Origin of the sequence: Paenibacillus glycinis, assembly GCF_009909185.1 — a bacterium.
Classification (GTDB): Bacteria; Bacillota; Bacilli; order Paenibacillales; family Paenibacillaceae; genus Paenibacillus_Z; species Paenibacillus_Z glycinis.
The window spans coordinates 424,567-442,315 of sequence record NZ_JAAAMV010000002.1 but is presented as its reverse complement, the minus strand read 5'-3'; the positions used below and the strand labels follow the sequence as shown (position 1 = coordinate 442,315).

At 59.6% G+C, this 17,749-nt stretch carries 20 protein-coding genes; 17 read left to right on the top strand and 3 right to left on the bottom strand.

Annotated features, from left to right (window positions below; translation table 11 throughout):
* The first annotated feature begins 81 nt into the window (after positions 1 to 81).
* The 11 genes from GT019_RS06050 (at position 82) to GT019_RS06000 (ending at position 9,098) form a co-directional block, all read left to right on the top strand.
* Entirely contained in the window at positions 82 to 1,047 is a 966-nt protein-coding gene (locus tag GT019_RS06050) for an AAA family ATPase (RefSeq protein WP_161741873.1), read from the top strand.
* Between the two features lie 26 nt (positions 1,048 to 1,073).
* Positions 1,074 to 2,168 (top strand): DUF58 domain-containing protein, encoded by a 1,095-nt coding sequence (locus GT019_RS06045; protein WP_161741871.1) that lies wholly within the window; start codon positions 1,074 to 1,076, stop codon positions 2,166 to 2,168.
* The gene (locus GT019_RS06040) at positions 2,165 to 3,469 is read left to right on the top strand and encodes a DUF4129 domain-containing protein (protein ID WP_161741869.1); all 1,305 of its coding nucleotides are present in this window, start codon (positions 2,165 to 2,167) and stop codon (positions 3,467 to 3,469) included. Before GT019_RS06045 ends, GT019_RS06040 begins: the two co-directional genes overlap by 4 nt.
* Before the next feature lie 77 nt (positions 3,470 to 3,546).
* Positions 3,547 to 3,897: a hypothetical protein gene (locus GT019_RS06035; protein WP_161741867.1), complete on the top strand. Its 351-nt coding sequence runs from the start codon at positions 3,547 to 3,549 to the stop codon at positions 3,895 to 3,897.
* Between the two features lie 247 nt (positions 3,898 to 4,144).
* Positions 4,145 to 4,783: a nucleotidyltransferase family protein gene (locus GT019_RS06030; RefSeq protein ID WP_161741865.1), complete on the top strand. Its 639-nt coding sequence runs from the start codon at positions 4,145 to 4,147 to the stop codon at positions 4,781 to 4,783.
* A gap of 192 nt (positions 4,784 to 4,975) precedes the next feature.
* Complete coding sequence (locus GT019_RS06025) at positions 4,976 to 5,461, top strand: nucleoside deaminase (RefSeq protein WP_161741863.1); 486 nt, start codon at positions 4,976 to 4,978, stop codon at positions 5,459 to 5,461.
* Positions 5,458 to 5,958, top strand: a complete 501-nt coding sequence (uraD, locus tag GT019_RS06020; RefSeq protein WP_201755253.1) for a 2-oxo-4-hydroxy-4-carboxy-5-ureidoimidazoline decarboxylase — start codon at positions 5,458 to 5,460, stop codon at positions 5,956 to 5,958. Before GT019_RS06025 ends, uraD begins: the two co-directional genes overlap by 4 nt.
* A gap of 19 nt (positions 5,959 to 5,977) precedes the next feature.
* Positions 5,978 to 6,985 carry a factor-independent urate hydroxylase gene (gene pucL / locus GT019_RS06015; protein ID WP_161741861.1) on the top strand — a complete coding sequence of 336 codons (1,008 nt, stop codon included), beginning with the start codon at positions 5,978 to 5,980 and terminating at the stop codon, positions 6,983 to 6,985.
* Positions 6,982 to 7,329, top strand: a complete 348-nt coding sequence (gene uraH / locus GT019_RS06010) for a hydroxyisourate hydrolase (RefSeq protein WP_161741859.1) — start codon at positions 6,982 to 6,984, stop codon at positions 7,327 to 7,329. Before pucL ends, uraH begins: the two co-directional genes overlap by 4 nt.
* A 72-nt stretch (positions 7,330 to 7,401) precedes the next feature.
* Complete coding sequence (locus GT019_RS06005; RefSeq protein ID WP_161741852.1) at positions 7,402 to 7,608, top strand: hypothetical protein; 207 nt, start codon at positions 7,402 to 7,404, stop codon at positions 7,606 to 7,608.
* Positions 7,609 to 7,763: 155 nt separating this feature from the next.
* Positions 7,764 to 9,098, top strand: coding sequence for a beta-propeller fold lactonase family protein (locus tag GT019_RS06000; RefSeq protein WP_161741850.1), 1,335 nt, complete (start codon positions 7,764 to 7,766; stop codon positions 9,096 to 9,098).
* 366 nt (positions 9,099 to 9,464) lie between these two features.
* Here GT019_RS06000 and GT019_RS05995 read toward each other — a convergent pair whose 3' ends face one another.
* On the bottom strand, positions 9,465 to 10,235 hold the full coding sequence (locus GT019_RS05995) for an alpha/beta hydrolase (RefSeq protein ID WP_161741848.1): 771 nt from the start codon (positions 10,233 to 10,235) through the stop codon (positions 9,465 to 9,467).
* Between the two features lie 177 nt (positions 10,236 to 10,412).
* Here GT019_RS05995 and GT019_RS05990 point away from each other — a divergent pair, with 177 nt between their 5' ends.
* A complete protein-coding gene (locus tag GT019_RS05990) occupies positions 10,413 to 10,778 on the top strand; it encodes a hypothetical protein (protein ID WP_161741846.1) in 366 nt (121 codons plus the stop codon).
* Positions 10,775 to 12,553, top strand: coding sequence for an ABC transporter ATP-binding protein (locus GT019_RS05985; RefSeq protein ID WP_161741845.1), 1,779 nt, complete (start codon positions 10,775 to 10,777; stop codon positions 12,551 to 12,553). Before GT019_RS05990 ends, GT019_RS05985 begins: the two co-directional genes overlap by 4 nt.
* Before the next feature lie 112 nt (positions 12,554 to 12,665).
* On the opposite strand, the gene GT019_RS05980 is transcribed toward GT019_RS05985, so the two are convergent.
* Positions 12,666 to 12,821 carry a DUF1540 domain-containing protein gene (locus GT019_RS05980; RefSeq protein ID WP_161741843.1) on the bottom strand — a complete coding sequence of 52 codons (156 nt, stop codon included), beginning with the start codon at positions 12,819 to 12,821 and terminating at the stop codon, positions 12,666 to 12,668.
* Positions 12,822 to 12,977: 156 nt separating this feature from the next.
* On the opposite strand from GT019_RS05980, the gene GT019_RS05975 reads away from it, so the two are divergent.
* Both GT019_RS05975 and GT019_RS05970 read left to right on the top strand, forming a co-directional pair.
* Complete coding sequence (locus tag GT019_RS05975) at positions 12,978 to 14,300, top strand: chloride channel protein (protein ID WP_161741842.1); 1,323 nt, start codon at positions 12,978 to 12,980, stop codon at positions 14,298 to 14,300.
* A gap of 234 nt (positions 14,301 to 14,534) precedes the next feature.
* Positions 14,535 to 15,889, top strand: a protein-coding gene (locus GT019_RS05970) for an IS1182 family transposase (protein ID WP_161741840.1) whose coding sequence is annotated in 2 segments (ribosomal slippage) — positions 14,535 to 15,105 and positions 15,105 to 15,889 — 1,356 coding nt in all. Because the reading frame shifts where the segments join, the coding sequence is not laid out codon by codon here.
* A 162-nt stretch (positions 15,890 to 16,051) separates the two neighbouring features.
* Here the strand turns inward: GT019_RS05970 and GT019_RS05965 are convergent.
* Positions 16,052 to 16,522, bottom strand: a complete 471-nt coding sequence (locus GT019_RS05965) for a C40 family peptidase (RefSeq protein ID WP_407945065.1) — start codon at positions 16,520 to 16,522, stop codon at positions 16,052 to 16,054.
* A gap of 277 nt (positions 16,523 to 16,799) precedes the next feature.
* On the opposite strand from GT019_RS05965, the gene GT019_RS05960 reads away from it, so the two are divergent.
* Together GT019_RS05960 and GT019_RS05955 are read left to right on the top strand one after the other, a co-directional pair.
* The gene (locus GT019_RS05960) at positions 16,800 to 17,339 is read left to right on the top strand and encodes a hypothetical protein (RefSeq protein WP_161741836.1); all 540 of its coding nucleotides are present in this window, start codon (positions 16,800 to 16,802) and stop codon (positions 17,337 to 17,339) included.
* Positions 17,340 to 17,402: 63 nt separating this feature from the next.
* Complete coding sequence (locus GT019_RS05955) at positions 17,403 to 17,744, top strand: metal-sensitive transcriptional regulator (protein ID WP_161741834.1); 342 nt, start codon at positions 17,403 to 17,405, stop codon at positions 17,742 to 17,744.
* Positions 17,745 to 17,749: the final 5 nt, after the last annotated feature.

Sequence of the window (17,749 nt, the reverse complement as noted above, 5' to 3'; positions counted from 1 at the left end):
GATGGCCCCTCGCCGGAATTGGAGGTATACTACTAAAGAAAGCACTTCCATTTCACTGGGAAACGAGAGGAGCACAGCGAGATGAACGTAGGAACTATCGCGCAAACGGCCAACGCGATCCGCGCTAACGTCGGGAAAGTCATCGTGGGCAAGGAAGACATCGTGGATCAATTGATCATCGCTATTTTGGCCTCCGGACACGTCCTGCTCGAAGACGTGCCCGGAACGGGGAAAACGCTGCTCGCGAAAGCGGTGGCGAAATCGATCGACGGCGAGTTCAAACGCATTCAATTCACGCCGGATCTGCTGCCGTCCGATCTGACGGGCATCCATTTCTACAATCAGAAGCTGGCGGAATTCGAGTTCCGGCCCGGTCCGCTGTTCGCCAATATCGTCTTGGCCGACGAGATCAACCGCGCCACCCCGCGCACGCAATCCAGTCTGCTGGAATGCATGGAGGAGCGCCAAGTGAGCATCGACGGCGAGACCCACCTGCTCGGCCGGCCGTTTCTCGTCATCGCGACGCAGAACCCGATCGAGCAGCAGGGCACGTTTCCGCTGCCGGAAGCGCAGCTCGACCGTTTCCTGTTCAAGCTGAAAATGGGCTATCCGACGACGGACGAGGGCATCGCGATCATGAAGCGATTCATGGCGGACAGCCCCTTGGAGCAGCTGGCTCCCGTCGTGACTACCGCGCAGATCGAGGAAGCCAAGGGGCAGTATACGTCCGTGCGGGTGACCGAAGAGCTGCTCGGCTATATGCTGGCGATCGTGGAAGCGACGCGCAAGCATCCGGACGCGGCGCTTGGCGCGAGTCCGCGCAGCAGCCAGGCGCTGCTCCGCGCCTGCCAGGCCAGGGCGGCGATCCAGGGCAGGGACCATGTGCTGCCCGACGACGTGAAAGCGATGGCGGTGCCGGTCCTGGCGCACCGGATCGCGCTGCGCAGCGTGCAGCGGATGCGCGCGGACGCCGCCGAGAACGTCATCGGCGGCATCCTGGCATCGATCCCGGTGCCCGCGGACGCGCCGCTCATCAGCCGAGCTTAACGCATGCCGCGGAAGGGAGGCTTCGAATGGGCATACATTGGTACATATTAAGCGCCGTCATCGTAATCGTGCTGCAGCGTTATCTGTTCCGGTACTTCGGCATGCGCAAGGTGAGCTATTCGCGATCGTTCAGCGTCGCGACCTGCTTCGAAGGCGACGACATCGAGATGATCGAGCGGCTCGCCAACGGCAAGCTGCTACCCGTCCCTTGGCTGCGCGTGGAGTCGGTCCTGCACACGGGACTGCATTTCCGGAGCGACGCCAACTTCGACGTCAGCAACGGGCAGTTCATGCAGAATCACAAGAGCTTGTTCAGCTTGCGGGGCAATAAGCGGCTGACGCGCAGGCATGCCGTCCAAGCCGCGCAGCGCGGCTGTTACCGGATCACGAGCGCCTCGCTGACGTTCGGGGATTTGTTCGGCTTGTTCAGCACCTGGCGATCCGAACCGCTGCAGGTCGAGCTGCTCGTCTATCCGCTGCCTGCCGACCGCGAGCTGATCCAGCTGCCGTCCCGCAGCTGGCAGGGCGACATCGCCGTGCGAAGATGGATCGTCGAGGATCCGTTCGCGATCAGCGGCGTCAGGGCGTACAGGCCCGGCGATTCGCTCAAGACGATCAATTGGAACGCCACGGCGCGCACGGGCGACCTGCAGGTTCACCGCCGCGATTACACCGCGGATTTCCGCTTGATCGTCCTGCTAAACATCGAGGATCACGCCGGCATGTGGCATGCCGTCAACGATACGGCAGTCGTCGAACAGGGCATCCGGCTGGCGGCCGGCATTCTCCAGATGGCGACGGAACAGGGGCTTGAAACCGCTTTCGCCTGCAATGGCCATTCGCTGGACGAGCCGGACCGGGTCATGGTCGCGGAGCGCGGAAGCGGAAGCGAGCACTTGACCTATCTGTTCGGCTTGCTGGCGAAGCTCGTCATCGTCCGCACGCTGCCGTTTCATACGATGCTCGAGCAGATGGCGCCGGAATGGAGCGAACGCAGCGACATCGTGATCGTTTCCGCTTTCATGAGCGAGGATATTCACGAGATGGTCGCGAAGCTGAGGAAGGAAGGCCACGCGGTCGATTGGCTGCCGATTGCGGAGAGGGAGGCGGTTGCGGGATGACGGCCATGCTTCGCCGCTTAAGCGGCAGACTCTTTCTTGCCAGCCTGCTGGAGCTGATGCTATTTTTCCCGGTCATGCTGGGCGCGTTCGTCCTGAAGCCGCCGGGATCGGCTCCGCTCGTCCTCGTCGCGCTCCTGCTGCTCGTCGCGTACTGGATCGGTTACGGGATCAACGCGCTGTTCAAATTCAGGCATCCGTTCCCGAAAATCCTGCTTGCACTGCTCGTTGCTGCGGCAGCCGGCATACCGGTGCTCGGACTCGCGCCGGGGAGCATCATCGCTACGGCGCTGGTGTTATGCGCCGCATACCGCGGCAGCCGGCTGCCGGGCATGCCGCTCGCGGTCCGGCTGACGACGCAGGATTATATCGTCGGCGTGTTCCTGTACTTCGTCGGTTCCATCGTGCAGAGCTTCAACGATACGTTCGACGAATACAGGCTGCTCTACCTCTTCGCGGGCCTCGCGACGTTGTTCGCGGCGCTTTACCTGACCAATCGCGGTATGGTGAGCCGCGAAACGCTGTCCGGCGCCGAGAAGCCGATGGTGGAGCCTTCCGTCAGACGCAACAACCGGTTGTTCGTAGGCGTCGCGATCGGGGTTACCGTGCTGATCGCGTTGTCCTACCAGCTGCAGGCGCTGCTGGGCGAGGCCGGGAACAGGCTGAAGGCCTGGTTGTCCAAGCTGTTCAGCGGATCCGGCGACCAGCCGCCGCCGCAGACGCAGGACGTACAACCGCCGCCCGACTTCCTTCCGCCGGACGGCAAGACGAAAACGCTGCCGGCTTGGGTCGACTACATCATGTACGGCATCGTCATCGCGATAGCCCTCGTGCTGTTGTATTTGATATTGCGTCGCGTCAACCGGCTGCCGGGCTGGCTGAACGGACTGCGCCTGCGCTTCCTGAAGCTGTTCGACCGGGACAAAGGCGACTTGGCCCGCGGTTACGTGGACGAGGTCGAGCGAATCAACAAATCCGAACGGTCCTTTCGCAAAATGTTCGGCCGGAACAAGGAAGAGCGTCTCAAATGGAAGGACCTGACGGACAACGAATCCCGCATCCGGTATCTCTACAGGCGCTGGATCGGCAATGCCGTCAAGAAGGGGTTCGCGCACCGGCCGCACATGACGCCGCGGGAAATACAGCGCGAGCTCATGGGCAATGGACAGGCGCGCGAAGCCTTGCCCTCGGCCGCGGCCGAAGCGCTGGTGGAGCACTATCAGCGGGTTCGTTACGGCGGCGGCAAGCTGTCCGACGAAGAGCTGCGGGCCGTTGCCGCGCAGCTTGGGCAACCGAGGCCGTAGCTGGAGCTGCGGCATACATATTTATCCATGGACGTGGCATGCTAAGGGGGAAGATGCACACCTAGGGGGGTAAGTCCATGAATAACGATATGTCGGGCCAATGGGCCGATAGCCAGCAGTTATCGTACGAGCAATTTCAAGAACAGGTGAAGCTGCGGCAGGAACAGGAACAGCAGCGCGCCAAAGAAGCGCTTCGAAGCGCCGGGCTGGATCAGAATTCGCAGCACATCCAGTCGATCGTGCAAGTGCTGTACGGCGTGGAGAACGAATTGAAATTGGCGGAAAACCAGCTGCAAATGCAGATGGATGCGCAAAAGCGCCAAATCCAGCTGTGCCAGCAGAAGATTCATCAAGCCATGGCGCAGGTCCAAGGCGCGATGCCGGCGGGCGGAAGCACGCAGCCGGCGTCACGGAATTTGATGCAGTAATCGACAGCGCGCAACGACCAAAATCCTTCTTGCCGTCCGGGTTCGGGCAATGGCAGGAAGGATTTTTGTTATGCATGTAATTATACATTACATATAAGTGACACAATCGTTCACTTGCGCTAATTGATGTAATATAATATTACATAATAAGTATCATGATCGGATCGGCATCCTGCCCGGTACTGCTCAGCTGCTCGTTGCCGTGCGGTACGCCGCGTCGGCCGGGCGAAGGAAAGGATGGTGGCTTATGAGAATCGGAGCGGTATACTTGGCGGCCGGCAACAGCCGTCGCATGGGAGAAGCGAAGCTTTCGATGGAGCTTGCGCCGGGCATAACGGTGGGGAGCCGCGGACTGCTGGAGCTGAGGCGCTGCGGCTTCCGGCCGATCGTCGTCGTCGTGCGGCCGGAGGATACGCTTCTCTGGCTGATCGACAAGTCGGACGGCTTCGGCGAGCTGTCGAAGTTCCGCATCTCCCCGTGCAAGGACGCCCATGAAGGCATGTCGCGTTCCATCCGGCACGGCATGGAGGCGATTCTGCCCGAGGAGCCGGACGCGGTATTGATCGCGCTTGCCGACCAGCCGTTCATATCCGCTTCGCAATTGAAGCGTCTGGTCTCCGTCTTCCGGGAGAACCCGACGGTGGATTTCGTCGCCAGCGGGTACGGCGATTTCCCGGCGCCGCCCGTTATTTTCAACAAATCCTTGTTCGGCCGGCTGTGCCGGCTAGAAGGAGACGCGGGGGCGCGCGGCATCCTGCAATCGCCCGAGCATCGCGGGAAGGTCGTTCGCTATGCGGCCGAATGGTCGTTCGTCGATATCGACACCAAGGAGCAGCTGAATAAGGCGAGGCTGATCTGGTCGCAAGTGCAGGCGCGCGCGAAATAAAATCCGCGCTGCTGCCTTGCGTGCGTTATTTACGCATTCGAGCCCGTCCGCATGCGCGAATTCAGCCGGCTCGCGAGCCTGCACATGGAACATTCGAATCCGCGCGTCGTCCGGCGATCTGTATCGCCGAACAGGCTAAGTCGGCAATATCCGCGCCGTCCGGCGCGCCATTGACCAAAGGAGGGAACGGCCGTGAACGAACGGGAAAGGCATATCGGCTACTTGCGCAGAAGCATCGAGGTATCGAGGATGGCCAGAACCGCCGGCAACACGCCGTTCGGCGCCATTCTCGTGGACGCCGAGGGGACCGTCGTGCTGGAGCAGGGCAACATCGAGGTGACGGCGCGCAACTGCACCGGTCACGCGGAAACGGCGTTAATGGTCGAGGCGTCGAAACGTTACTCGAAGGAAGAGCTGTGGACGTATACGATGTATACGTCCACGGAACCGTGCGCGATGTGCGCAGGCGCGATCTATTGGGGCAACGTCGGCACGGTCGTCTATGCGATGGCGGAAGAGAAGCTCGTCGGTTTGACCGGCGGCGACGCGCGCAATCTGACCCTGCAATTGCCGTGCAGGGACGTGTTCGCCGCGGGCCGCAAGCCGATCGAGGTGATCGGCCCGTTCCCGGAACTCGAAGCGGAAGCGGCGTCCGCGCATGCGGGGTATTGGGTATGAGCATCCAACTCTGGCAGCTGAACACGCTCAGCCGCGAACGGTTTATCGGCCAGCTCGGCGCGATCTTCGAGCATTCGCCTTGGGTCGCGGAGCGGGTATGGGAGCGGCGGCCGTTCCATTCTCGGCACGAGCTGCACGAAGCGATGATGACGGCCGTGCTGGAAGCTCCGGAAGAGCGGATCGTCGCGCTGCTGCGGGCTCATCCCGATCTGGCATCGCGGGCGAGCATGACGGCGCATTCCGCGGAGGAACAGCAGTCGGTTGGCCTCGATGCCTTGTCCGCGGAAGAGTACGACCGGTTCGCGGCGCTGAACGCTTCGTATCTGGCGAAGCACGGTTTTCCGTTCATCATCGCCGTAAGAGGCAAGACGAAGAACGACATTCTGGCCGCGATGGCCGAACGTCTGGAGCATGACGGGGAGCAGGAAAGGAAGCAGGCGCTGCTCGAGATTCGGCGCATCGCGGAACTGCGCCTGCGCGACCAAATCGAAGAATAACGGCGAAGGGGATGACGGCATGCTGCGATTGAGAAACGGACGCACGTTATATTACGGGAAAGGCGACGTGCTGACATACCGTACGTACGCGGCCCCGCTCGAGGTACCGGCCATTCCGGAGTCGGCGTTTACGGGCGACGCCAACGTGATTTTCGCGCATAACATCACGTTCGCCGTCAGCGGCGAGTCGCTCATGACCTCGTTCAGCGAAGGGGACAACGCGCAGGTCGTCGCCACCGACTCCATGAAAAATTTCATTTTGCGCCATGCGGCAACATACGAAGGCAGCACGACGGAAGGTTTTCTCGCCTACATCGGCGAGGCTTTCTTCGCGAAATACGCGCATATCTCCGCCATCGAGGTCCGGGGAGACCGGATCCCGTTTCAATCGTTGTCCGTTCGGGGGGACGAAGGGCCGCGGGAGAGCGGCCTCGTCTATCGCCGTTCCCATAACGACCATGCGCATGCCGCGATGGAGCTGCGGCGCGCGGCGGAGGGAGCCGGCGTCGTCGAGCAGTGGAGCGGATTGTCGGATCTGCAGCTCATCAAAGTAAGCGGAAGCTCCTTCCACGGCTTCGTTCGCGACGAATACACGACGCTGCCCGAATCTTTCGACCGGCCGCTGTTCATTTTCCTCAACATCCAATGGCGCTACGAAGATCCGGAAGACGCGTGGGACGGCTCGCGCGGACGCTACGCGCCGGCCGAGCAGGTTCGCGATCTGGCGCAGCAGGCCTTCCATGCGTACGAATCGCCGTCGATCCAATATCTGATCACGCGCATCGGCCTGCATATGCTGGACCGTTTCCCGCAGCTCGCGGAGGTGCGGTTCGAATCCAATAACCGGACGTGGGAGACGATCGTGGACCGGGATCCGGTCACGGGCGCTTCCGTCTTCACGGAGCCGAGGCCGCCGTTCGGATTCCAGGGCTTCGCGATGACGAGGGCGGACCTGACCGATCCGCAGTTCGCGTTCGACGCGGACGGGCTCCATCGGCCGTCGGCCAAGGGCGTCGCGCAACCATGAGCGGGGGCGGGAAGCTGACGACGCATGTGCTGGATACCTCTCGCGGCATGCCGGCCGCCGGGATGCAGCTTCGGCTCCTGGCGTTTTCCGCGGAAGGAACGGAACCGAGGCTGGCGGCGGAGGCGACGACGAACGGCGACGGACGCGTGGACCGCCCGCTGCTCTCGGACGGGGAGCTGCGCGCGGGCGTCTATGAACTAAGGTTCGACGTCGGCGGGTATTTCGGCGACCGGGCGTTTCTGGATATCGTACCGATCCGTTTCGTCGTGACGGACCCCGGCAAGCATTATCACGTGCCCCTGCTCGTGGCGCCTTACGGCTACAGCACCTACCGGGGCAGCTGACGTCCTTTACAGCCTTCGCATCGGAATGATAGAGTAGAGCCATCCGATACGCAGCAAGGAGAGAAGACGACCGTGAACGAGTCCAGCACTTCCGTACATCCGTATTATCAGCATGCCGACGAAGCCTATAAGCTGCTGCCCGAAACATCCGCGCAGCTCGAGCGGCTCCGCGAGGCGTTTCACAAGGCCGACGAGGATTTTCTCGCGATCGAGCTGAAATCGATGATCGCCCGGCTCGATGAGATCCGGACGCTGCTGGCCGACGGGCCGCAGGGCTGATCAGGACGACAGGCATTCCCGAACCGAATCGGGGATGCCTCTTTTTTTTGCGCCGGGCATGCAATCTATCGATCCGAGCTGGGAGAATGCCTCGCTCCATTCGCGCGATTCATTCATAAGATAGAGGAATGGAAGAGTAGAGGAGGCGTCTACCTTTGCCGGTATTGGACACGGGACTGTTGTTTAATCGGGAGAAGCGGCGTACGGCAAGTTTGAGCATCAGCGTCATGAATCGGGGCAGGCAGCCGGCAAGAGCAGCCGTTCAATTGTACACGGCTTCGATATCGGGAAACTTAGAAGGAGCGGGCCCGCATGAAACGGGCTACGGCACGATGCAGACGGAATCGCTGGCGAACGTGAAGCTGAGTCCGTCCGGCCGCGCGCGCAGCATGTATGCCGTGACCCGCGAGGTCAAGCTGCTGACCGTCTACGGCGTCCGCGTGACGGTCAGCGGTCTCGCGGCGGGCGAGATCGGGGCCTCGCTTGCCGAACTGGACGAATCGGGGAACGTCATCGAGCAGCATGTCCTGGAGCCGCTTCCGTCGGGAACGGATGAGCTGTTGCATGCCTATATCGCCAACCATACCCAGCATTCGCTCACGGTCATTCAAACCGACACCAACGCTAGAGTGGCCACCATCAACTTTCCGGCGGGAAGCAGCCCGCGCACGCTCGACTTCACGCCGGACGGACGCGAAGTGTACGTGACCTGCCAAGGGGACAAAACCGTCAAGATCATCGATACGCTTACCCATGAAGTGAGCGGCGAATTGACCTTTCCGGTGAATGCGGTGCCGTTTGCGGTCGCGATCTCGCCCGTCGGCGCCAGGGCGTACGTGTCGACGATCATTCAGGATTACGTCGCCGCCTTCGACACCGACGCGAGATCGCTGATCAAGCTCATTCCGTTCCCGCCGGGCAGCGATCCCGCGTCGCTCGCGGTCTCGCCGGACGGGAAGCGGGTATACTGCTGCCTGATCAACCGCGGCGCCATCGCCGTCATCGACGTCGGCTCGCTGACGGTGTCCGCGACCATCAAACTGCCCGCCGGCGCCAAGCCGTCCGCCGTGGCGGTCGCGCCGGACGGGGAACGCATCTATGCGGCCGACGTCCATCATGATCGCATCTATTGCATCCATGCTTCCAATCACGTCTTGGCCGCGACGGTCATGCTCGATGAAGGAAGCGATCCGCAGCAGGTGATCGTGACGCCCGACGGCGCGCTTGCGTACGCGGCCTGCCGGGGAACCGACGAGATCGTGGCGATCAATCTGTCCCGGAACGAAATTCTGACCAAGATCGAGCTGCCCAAGGGCAGCAACGCCAGCGATATCGCGGTCACCGCGGACGGACTCAAGATTTACGTGACGATCCTGACGTTCGGCTATGTCGCCGTGATCGAAGTCGCGAGCCAGCTGCCGATCGCGATTCTGCCGACGGGCAGTTTTCCGTCTGGCGTCGCGGTTTCGCCGATTCTGCTCCAAGGGTAAGCGAAAGCCGCGGGAGCGGGGGCGTAAGGCGGCCCCGCACCTGCGGCTTTATTCGTGGCTAGGCATTCGTTCGCGAACGTGCGACGCTCGACACGAACCGCTTGCGACTTGCGTCGCCGCGGATAACTCGCTCGCATGGCACGCGCCTCCGCTGCTTCTGACTAGCATCGATCGCGATACGGATCGCCTCAGACTCCAATCGCCCCAGGCTCATATCGCTCGTAATCAGAAAAGCTCCAGTCTCTTGCCGCTCTCAACGAGATAAGCTCCAGTCTCTAGCGGCTCGCAAATTGCCTCGTTCACGTCACGTTCCTGAATCGGATCGCGAGCTTCGTGCGCGGACACGACGCCGGAGACCGCGCAGGTCTAGTCGCCGAGCGGGAGCCATTCCAGCACGCGTTGAATGTAAGCATCCCAATACGCCCAGCTGTGATCTCCGGAGCCTTCGGTATAGGTGAGCGGCAAACCGAGCTGCTCCGCATGCCTGCGGAACTTAAGGTTGTCCTCGTACAGGAAATCCTCGGTTCCGCAGTATTGGTAGAGCTCCGGAATCGGCCGGCAGGATGCCTTGAGCTCTTGCGCGGCCAGAAACAGATTGTTCGGGAGCGCTTCCGCCACGGCGGCCGTGCCGTAGATCCGTTTGAAATCTTCGGGCGCCCGCTCTTCGAACGGAGAGACGTCGAGCGCGCCGGACAAGCTCGCGGCCGCGGCGTACTGCTCCGGTTTGTTGAGCGCCAGCTTGAACGCGCCGTAGCCGCCCATCGACAAGCCGGCGACGAAGTTGTCTTCCCGCCGGTCCGACAGCGGGAAGAAGGAGCGGGCCAGCGCCGGAAGCTCCTCGCTGACGAACGTCCAGTAGTCCCCTCCGCTGGCCATGTTCGAGTAGAAGCTGCGGCCGGCCGCGGGCATGACGACGGCAAGACCGAGCGGCGCGGCGTACCGCTCGATGGAGGTGCGTCTCAGCCAGATCGTATGATCGTCGGACAGGCCGTGAAGCAGGAACAGCGTCTTGTGTTTCTTTTGCGCCGCTCTCGATTCCATGCCGATCTGGGACTGCGCGTTTTGGGGAAGAATGACGTACATCGAGCTGGACAAGCCAAGAACATCGGAGTAGAAATCGCACTGAATGAATGCCATGTCTGGTGAATCCTCCTACATGAAAGGGTATGATGCGCGCGGAACCCCAAGCAAGCGCTTACGGTTCGTTCTTCTCTATTGTACACGCCGCGCGCGGAACATGCAGGCTTTAATTCGTGACCGCTAGGAACGATTCGACGGCACGGCGCGACGACGGCCGCGGCGACCAGCACGGCGGTGCCGCTCGTCGTGACGGCCGGCCAGACGAGCGTCCAGAAGACGACGGCGTCCATCTCGGTCGAGAACAAGGTGAAGGACATGAAGATGATCAGCGCCGTCATCGGCAGGATGACGCTTCGGCTGTCCTTCAGCTTCAGAAGCAGGGACAGGCCGGAGCTGAGCGCAAGCATGGCGATGGTCGATTTCATAGAAGAAACGGCGATAATGGTGATGCCCTCGATCGCTTCAACCGCCTGCCGTCCCGAGCCGTTCATGCTCCGTTCAAAATTCGTTGTTATGCTTGATTTAATCGGCAGGCCGAACGAGAACGACCTATGCACGAATAGGAAGGAATGGACATTATGGAAGCAACGCGCACCATGACGCAACACGAAAGCAAGGAAACGAAAGGAAGCTGGCGGCTGTTCCTGAGGCTGCTCAAGCGCACGAAGCCGTCCGTGGGCCTTATCGTGACGGCGGTCTTGATGAGCCTTGCGGGCACGCTGATCTCCCTGATTATCCCGCTGTTCACGAAGAAGCTCGTGGACGGCTTCGACGTCAGCAGCCTCAGCTTCGGGCAAATCGCCGTATTCGGAGGCTGCTTCATCCTGCAGGCCGTCGTCAGCGGGGTGTCGATGTACATGCTGAACGTCTCCGGCCAGCGCGTGGTCGCCAATCTGCGCGATCAATTATGGCGGAAGCTCTTAAGGCTTCCGGTATCGTATTACGACAATAACCGGACCGGGGAAACCATCAGCCGGATGACGAACGACACCGGCGTCGTGAAGCAGCTGATCGCCGAGAACTTCACCGGTTTTCTCACCGGCATCATCTCCGTCATCGGTTCGGTCGTCGTCTTGTTCTACATGGACTGGCAGATGACGGCGGTCATGCTGGGGGTCATTCCGATCGCGGCGCTGTTCATGGTGCCGCTCGGCCGGCAAATGTACCTCGTATCCAAGGGGCTGCAGACGGAGACGGCATCGTTTACGACGACGTTGACGCAGGTGCTCTCGGAGATTCGGCTGGTGAAATCGATGAACGCGGAGCCGCGCGAGTACGAAGCCGGGGAGAAGGGGATCTCGAGCTTGTTCCGCTTCGGACGCAAGGAGGCCAAGATTCAGGCGATGATCGCGCCGTTGATGTTCTTCGTCATGATGATGCTGCTCGTCGTCATCGTGGGCTACGGGGGCATGCGGGTATCGTCCGGCGCCTTGACGGCCGGCGAGCTGGTCGCGTTCATCTTGTATCTGATCCAAATCGTCATGCCGATGTCGCAGATCTCCACGTTCTTCACCCAGTTCAAGAAAACGGTCGGCGCGACCGAACGGATCATTCACATTCTCGACGCGCCGGAAGAAGATCATCAGAAAGGCCGGCAGGTCGATAAAGCCGAGCAAGCCATTCGTATCGAAAACCTAAGCTTCGGCTACGGCGACGGCGAGCCGGTGCTTCGGGAGCTGACCTTCGAGGTGGCGCCGGGTACGGTATCGGCGATCGTCGGCCCGAGCGGCGGCGGCAAAACGACGCTGTTCTCGCTGCTGGAGCGCTATTACGAGCCGACCGGCGGCACCATCAAGCTCGGATCCGACGGCATCGACGGCTTCGCCTTGGCATCCTGGCGCAGGCAGATCGGCTATGTGTCGCAGGAGAGTCCGCTGATCGCGGGCACGATCCGGGAGAATATCTGTTACGGCATCGATCACGAGGTGACGCAAGAGGAGCTGGTCCGCGCCGCGGAAATGGCGTATGCCCATATTTTCATCAGCGAGCTGCCGAACGGGTACGACACGGAGGTGGGCGAACGCGGGATCAAGCTCTCCGGCGGCCAGCGCCAGCGGATCGCGATCGCGAGAGCGCTGCTGCGCGATCCGAAGATCCTGATGCTGGACGAAGCGACGTCGAGCTTGGACAGCCGGTCGGAGGTCGTCGTGCAGGAAGCGCTCAAGAACCTGATGGCCGGCAGGACGACCCTCGTCATCGCGCACCGTTTGTCGACCGTCGTGGACGCGGACCAGATCGTATTCATGGAGAAGGGGCGGTTGACGGGCAAAGGCACGCACGAGGAGTTGCTGGCGAACCATCCCATGTACAAGGAGTTCGCGACGCAGCAGCTTCGGCTGACGGAACAGGACGCGGACGTCTCGGGGCTTCAATAACGAAGAAAAAACGAATTTTCATTCTCACTGATAATTATTATCACCATTGGCTATACTACGGGATAGACGGACGACGGGCCGCCTTCTAGGCAAAGGCGGCCCGCTGCGTCGGTTAAATTTTCGGTTCGAATGTTTTGCAGTCCGTTTCTTCGGAGTTATGCGCTTGTTTGCCCCGATTGTTCACGACATAGATCGAGGAAGCATTGCAGTTGTTGCCGGCTGCCCAAAATTTGCAGGAATTGACTTCGCAAAGCACGTCTTTCGCCATGGTATGCTCACCTCCGTCCTTCGTCTAGGATGGGCGTTTTGGCATGCCTTTTATACTTCCTGCGTCAAGAATGTTGCCATTATGCGCCAAAGCCCGCTATCATAGAGAAAAACGAAGAAGGAACGGATGGACGGGCAGCCGTTACGGGTTACGGGGATGAGCATCGGAAATATCAGCGACAAGAGCATCGGCAAAATCATACGTTGGATCGTCTACGGCGCCGTCATGGGCGGGTTGACGGGCACGGCTTCCGCGATATTTCTGGCGGGGTTGGACGCGGCGACGGATACGCGGCTCGCGCATCCGTGGCTGCTGTGGCTGCTGCCGTTCGCGGGCGCGTTTGTCAGCTCGGTTTACGCCAAGTACGGCGGCAATGCCGGCAAAGGCAATAATTTGATCGTGGAACAGATTCGGCACGGCGACGAACCGGGCGAACGCTACGAGCGCGTGCCTGCCGTCATGGCCCCGCTCGTGCTGCTCGGCACGTGGGCGACGCACTTGTTCGGCGGGTCCGCCGGCAGGGAAGGCACGGCGGTGCAGATGGGCGGAAGCCTGGCGGACGCGTTCGGCCGGCTCGCGAGGGCGAACGGCGGCGATCGTCGCATGCTGCTCATGTGCGGCGTCAGCGGAGGCTTTGCCTCCGTGTTCGGAACGCCGCTGGCCGGCACGGTGTTCGCGCTCGAAGCGGTGACGATGGGAAGATGGGTGTCGCCGAGGATGATCGCGCCCTGCGCGATCGCGGCCTTCGCCGGCGATTACGTGACGCGCGCGTGGGGCATTCGTCATCTGCACTATGCGATGGGCGACATGCCGCCATTCACGCTGCTCGTGCTGTTGAAGGTGCTGGCCGCGTCGGTCGCGTTCGGTTTGACGAGCCTGTTGTTCACGCTCGGGATTCAATACGTCAAGCGCGGCATGGCCGAGATCGTCTCGCATGCGGCTTGGAGAAGCGTCATCGGCGGCTTTATCGTCATCGGGCTGGTCTATGCCGTCGGCACGCGCGATTACCTTGGACTTGGCCTTCCGCTGCTTGTCCAGGCATTTGAAGCGCCGTTGTCCGCGTTCGCGTTTCTAGGGAAGGCCGTCTTTACGGTCATCACGCTCGGCAGCGGTTATATGGGCGGGGAAGTGACGCCGCTCTTCGTCATCGGAGCCGCGCTCGGCAACGCGCTGGCGCCGCTGCTTCATCTCGGGATCCCGTTCTTGGCGGGACTCGGCCTGATCGGCGTATTCAGCGGGGCGGCCAATGCCCCCGCGGCTTGTTTCGTGCTCGGGCTGGAGCTGTTCGGCCTGCACGGCGCCGGCTACATGCTCGCCGCGAGTCTGGTGAGTTATATGTTTTCCGGTCATGCGGGCATTTACGGCGCGCAGCTGGCCGGCGTGGATCGCCCCCGCTTTTTCGTTCGCTTCCCAGGCGCGGGACTGCTGTACCGGCGCAGGAAAGCGGCGAGAAGAGGGGCGAAGTCTCCCGATGCGTAGGCTGCCGCCGGGGGATGCGCATACTAACGGAATGCAGGTCAACAGAATGCAGGTCAATGTAATGCAGTTAACGCCATGCAGGTCAACGTAAAAAGGAGCATCGTTCCCTCGGGAACGATGCTCCTCAGGCTGTCGAGAAAGTCTCGGCAGCCTTCACTTTGTCTATTTAGTTTAGCACGACACCGCGTTAATATGTTATAATATAGATAACATATATGAACGGATGGTGCTGCTATGCTACGGTCGAATAAAGAGAAACAGCAGAATTATGAATTGGTTTCCATTGAAGATTTGGTGCCTGCGGATCACATGCTCCGCAAGATCGATAAGTATATTGATTTCACCTTTATCGATGAAAAGGTTCGCCATCTCTATTCGCAAGACAACGGACGTCCAGCTATCGATCCCCTTGTTCTCTTCAAAATGATCTTTTTAGGTTATTTCTATGGCATTCGTTCCGAACGTCAACTTGAACGCGAAGTTCAGACGAACTTGGCCTACCGCTGGTTTCTAGGACTTGGGTTAACTGACCGAGTACCAGACCACACCACGATCAGTTGGAACCGTCGTACGCGTTTCAAAGATACCTCGGTCTTCCAAGATATTTTCGATGAAATTGTGCTGCAGGCCATCTCGCATCGAATGGTTGGCGGTCGTGTGCTCATTTCCGATTCCACGCACGTGAAAGCCAATGCGAATAAACACAAATTCACTAAAGAGCAGGTTCAGCAGAACACCCGCGACTATTTGGATGAGTTGAACGCCGCTGTCGAGGTTGACCGCAAAGCGCAAGGAAAAAAGCCCTTAAACCACGAGAGGAGGTGAATGAAGACAAAGAAGTGAAGGTCAGCACAACGGACCCGGACAGCGGATATATGTTCCGAGAAGGCAAGCCGGAAGGTTTCTTCTATCTCGATCACCGCACCGTCGATGCAAAGCACAACCTCATTACCGATGTCTTCGTCACCGCAGGCAATGTGCATGATTCCGTGCCGTATCTCTCACGCTTGGACCGCCAACGTAACCGATTTGGTTTTGCAGTAGAAGCCGTTGCCCTTGATTCTGGTTATATGGCAACGCCTATTTGTAAGGGACTTGAAGACCGCAACATCTTCGGCGTCATTGCACACCGCAGATTTCAACCAACACAAGGACTATTCCCCAAGTGGAAGTTCACCTATGATGCAGAGCGGAACGTATACGTATGTCCGCAACAACAAGAGTTGCCCTACCGAACGACAGACCGTGAAGGATACCGGCATTATGCTTCGGATCCGAAACAATGCGCGTCCTGCCCGATGCTGGAGAAGTGTACGCGCTCCCGCAACAAACGAAAAATTGTCACCAGGCACGTCTGGGAGGACAGCAAAGAGCAAGTACGATTAAACCGCCTGAGCAAGTCGGGCAAAAAGCTATACCGAAAACGAAAAGAAACGATTGAGCGAAGCTTCGCGGATGCTAAAGAGCTCCATGGGTTTCGCTATTGCCGTTTGCGGGGGGTGCAGAACGTGATGGAACAGGCGCTTATGACCGCCGCTGTACAGAACATGAAGAAGATTGCCCTCCATCTAGAAAGGAGGGCTTCGTAGGGGGAATTCACCCTACGAAGCCCTAAAATTGAACCGAAATCTAAAAAGAGAAACTCACTGTTTTGAAAAACGTGGGTTTCTCTACAATCTGAGGAGCATCGTTCCCTCGGGAACGATGCTCCTTTGTCTAATTGCGAATGAAATCCGTAGCCAACCGCCTGGCTATACGCGGCGCGCGAAAGCGTAGTGGTCTTTCCACCAGCCGGAGTTGATCGTGCTGATCATGACGCCCGGGCTGCCGTACGTGTGGATCATTTTGCCGCCGCCGATATAAATGCCGACATGATGAACGGGTTTATAGAAAAATACGAGATCGCCAGGTTTCAGGTTGCTTTTGCTGACGGCCTTGCCTTTTTTCGCCTGGTCCTCGGACTCGCGCGGAAGCGAAACGCCGTGCATGCCGAAAACTTTCTTCGTGAACGAAGAGCAATCGAAATAGCGTGTCGTCGAAGTCGAAGCGCCGAATTTGTAAGGCGTACCCAGATAGTGTTTAGCGGAAGAGATGATGGACGAAGCCTTCGAAGAAGAAATCGCTGCGTGCGCCGGTTGCGCTTGCAGTACCGCAGTGCCTCCCATTAACAAAGAAAAGCTTACCGTAACGCTCATCATCAATTTGCCGAACTTGTGTTTCATCATGTCAGTTCCCCCCAAGTTGTTGTAGCATTCGCATGAAATGAAATCATCTTGCTCGCCGCCGCTAATGACGGTATCGAAAGTAGTAGGCCGTTTAACCTAGTTCCACTATACCACAAGATTTTTTGCCAACATTTGCTTGCAACCTTTTGAATACATGCCTGATAAGGCTTTCATGCGTTCTATGAGAATTCGATTAGAAATTCCTCATAAAACGCATATTGACAGCGCTTTATGAATACGTTCCATAAATACGGGGTAAAAGGGGCTAGAAATCATGACGGTGTTCTATCTGGCGAGCCTCGCCGCGGTGACCGGATTGTCCGGCAAATCGATCCTTTATGCCTATCGGCGCCGCGCGGCGATCAGCTGCATGGCCGGCATGATGATCGCCATGACGATCGGGATGATGCAGAGCCTCGCGGCGGGCACGATCGCGGGTCTTCTGTTTCCGCAGGACCTGGCCGTTCCGACGGCCGGCGCGGTGCTGCTCGGCGTGTTGTCCGGTTATCTCGCCGGGAAGCCCGTCAGCACCATGGCGGCGCTCGACGGCATGCTCGCGGGCATCATGGGCGGCATGATGGGCGCGATGCTGGGCGTCATGCTGGGCAAGAACGCGGCGATGATGGTGTTGTTCGTCGACGTGTTGTTTCTATTTATACATCTCGTCCTGCAGCAGTTGATCAAGGAAGAGGCGGCCCAGCCGAACGCGGCGGAGAACAAGAACGGCGCGGGGGCAGGCTCGGTGCTGCTTCATCCGTACGCATTCGGGCTCGGCATCTTCGTGCTGGCCGCCGTCTTCCTGTATCAAGGCTGACGGCAGCGGATTGTATACCCCCCTCTGGTATGATATAGTGAGGAAAAGAAGGAGGGTGAGGGGATGGATCAAGCTTGCCACGACGGTACGTCGGAATCCCTCGGCGCCCGGGAAGGCCATGAGGCGCACCGCAAAAGCTACCACAGCGAGGAAACGAAGAACAACCTGGTCTCCCGCCTGAACCGCATCGAAGGCCAGATCCGCGGCGTCAAAGGGCTGATCGAGAAGGATACGTACTGCGACGACGTGCTGAATCAGATCGCGGCGGCGCAATCGGCGCTTAACAGCGTAGGAAAGCTGTTATTGGAGCATCATATGAACAGCTGCGTCATCGACCGCATCCAGCAGGGCGACAACGAGGTCGTGAAGGAACTGATGGTAACGATGAACAAACTGATCAAATAACGAGG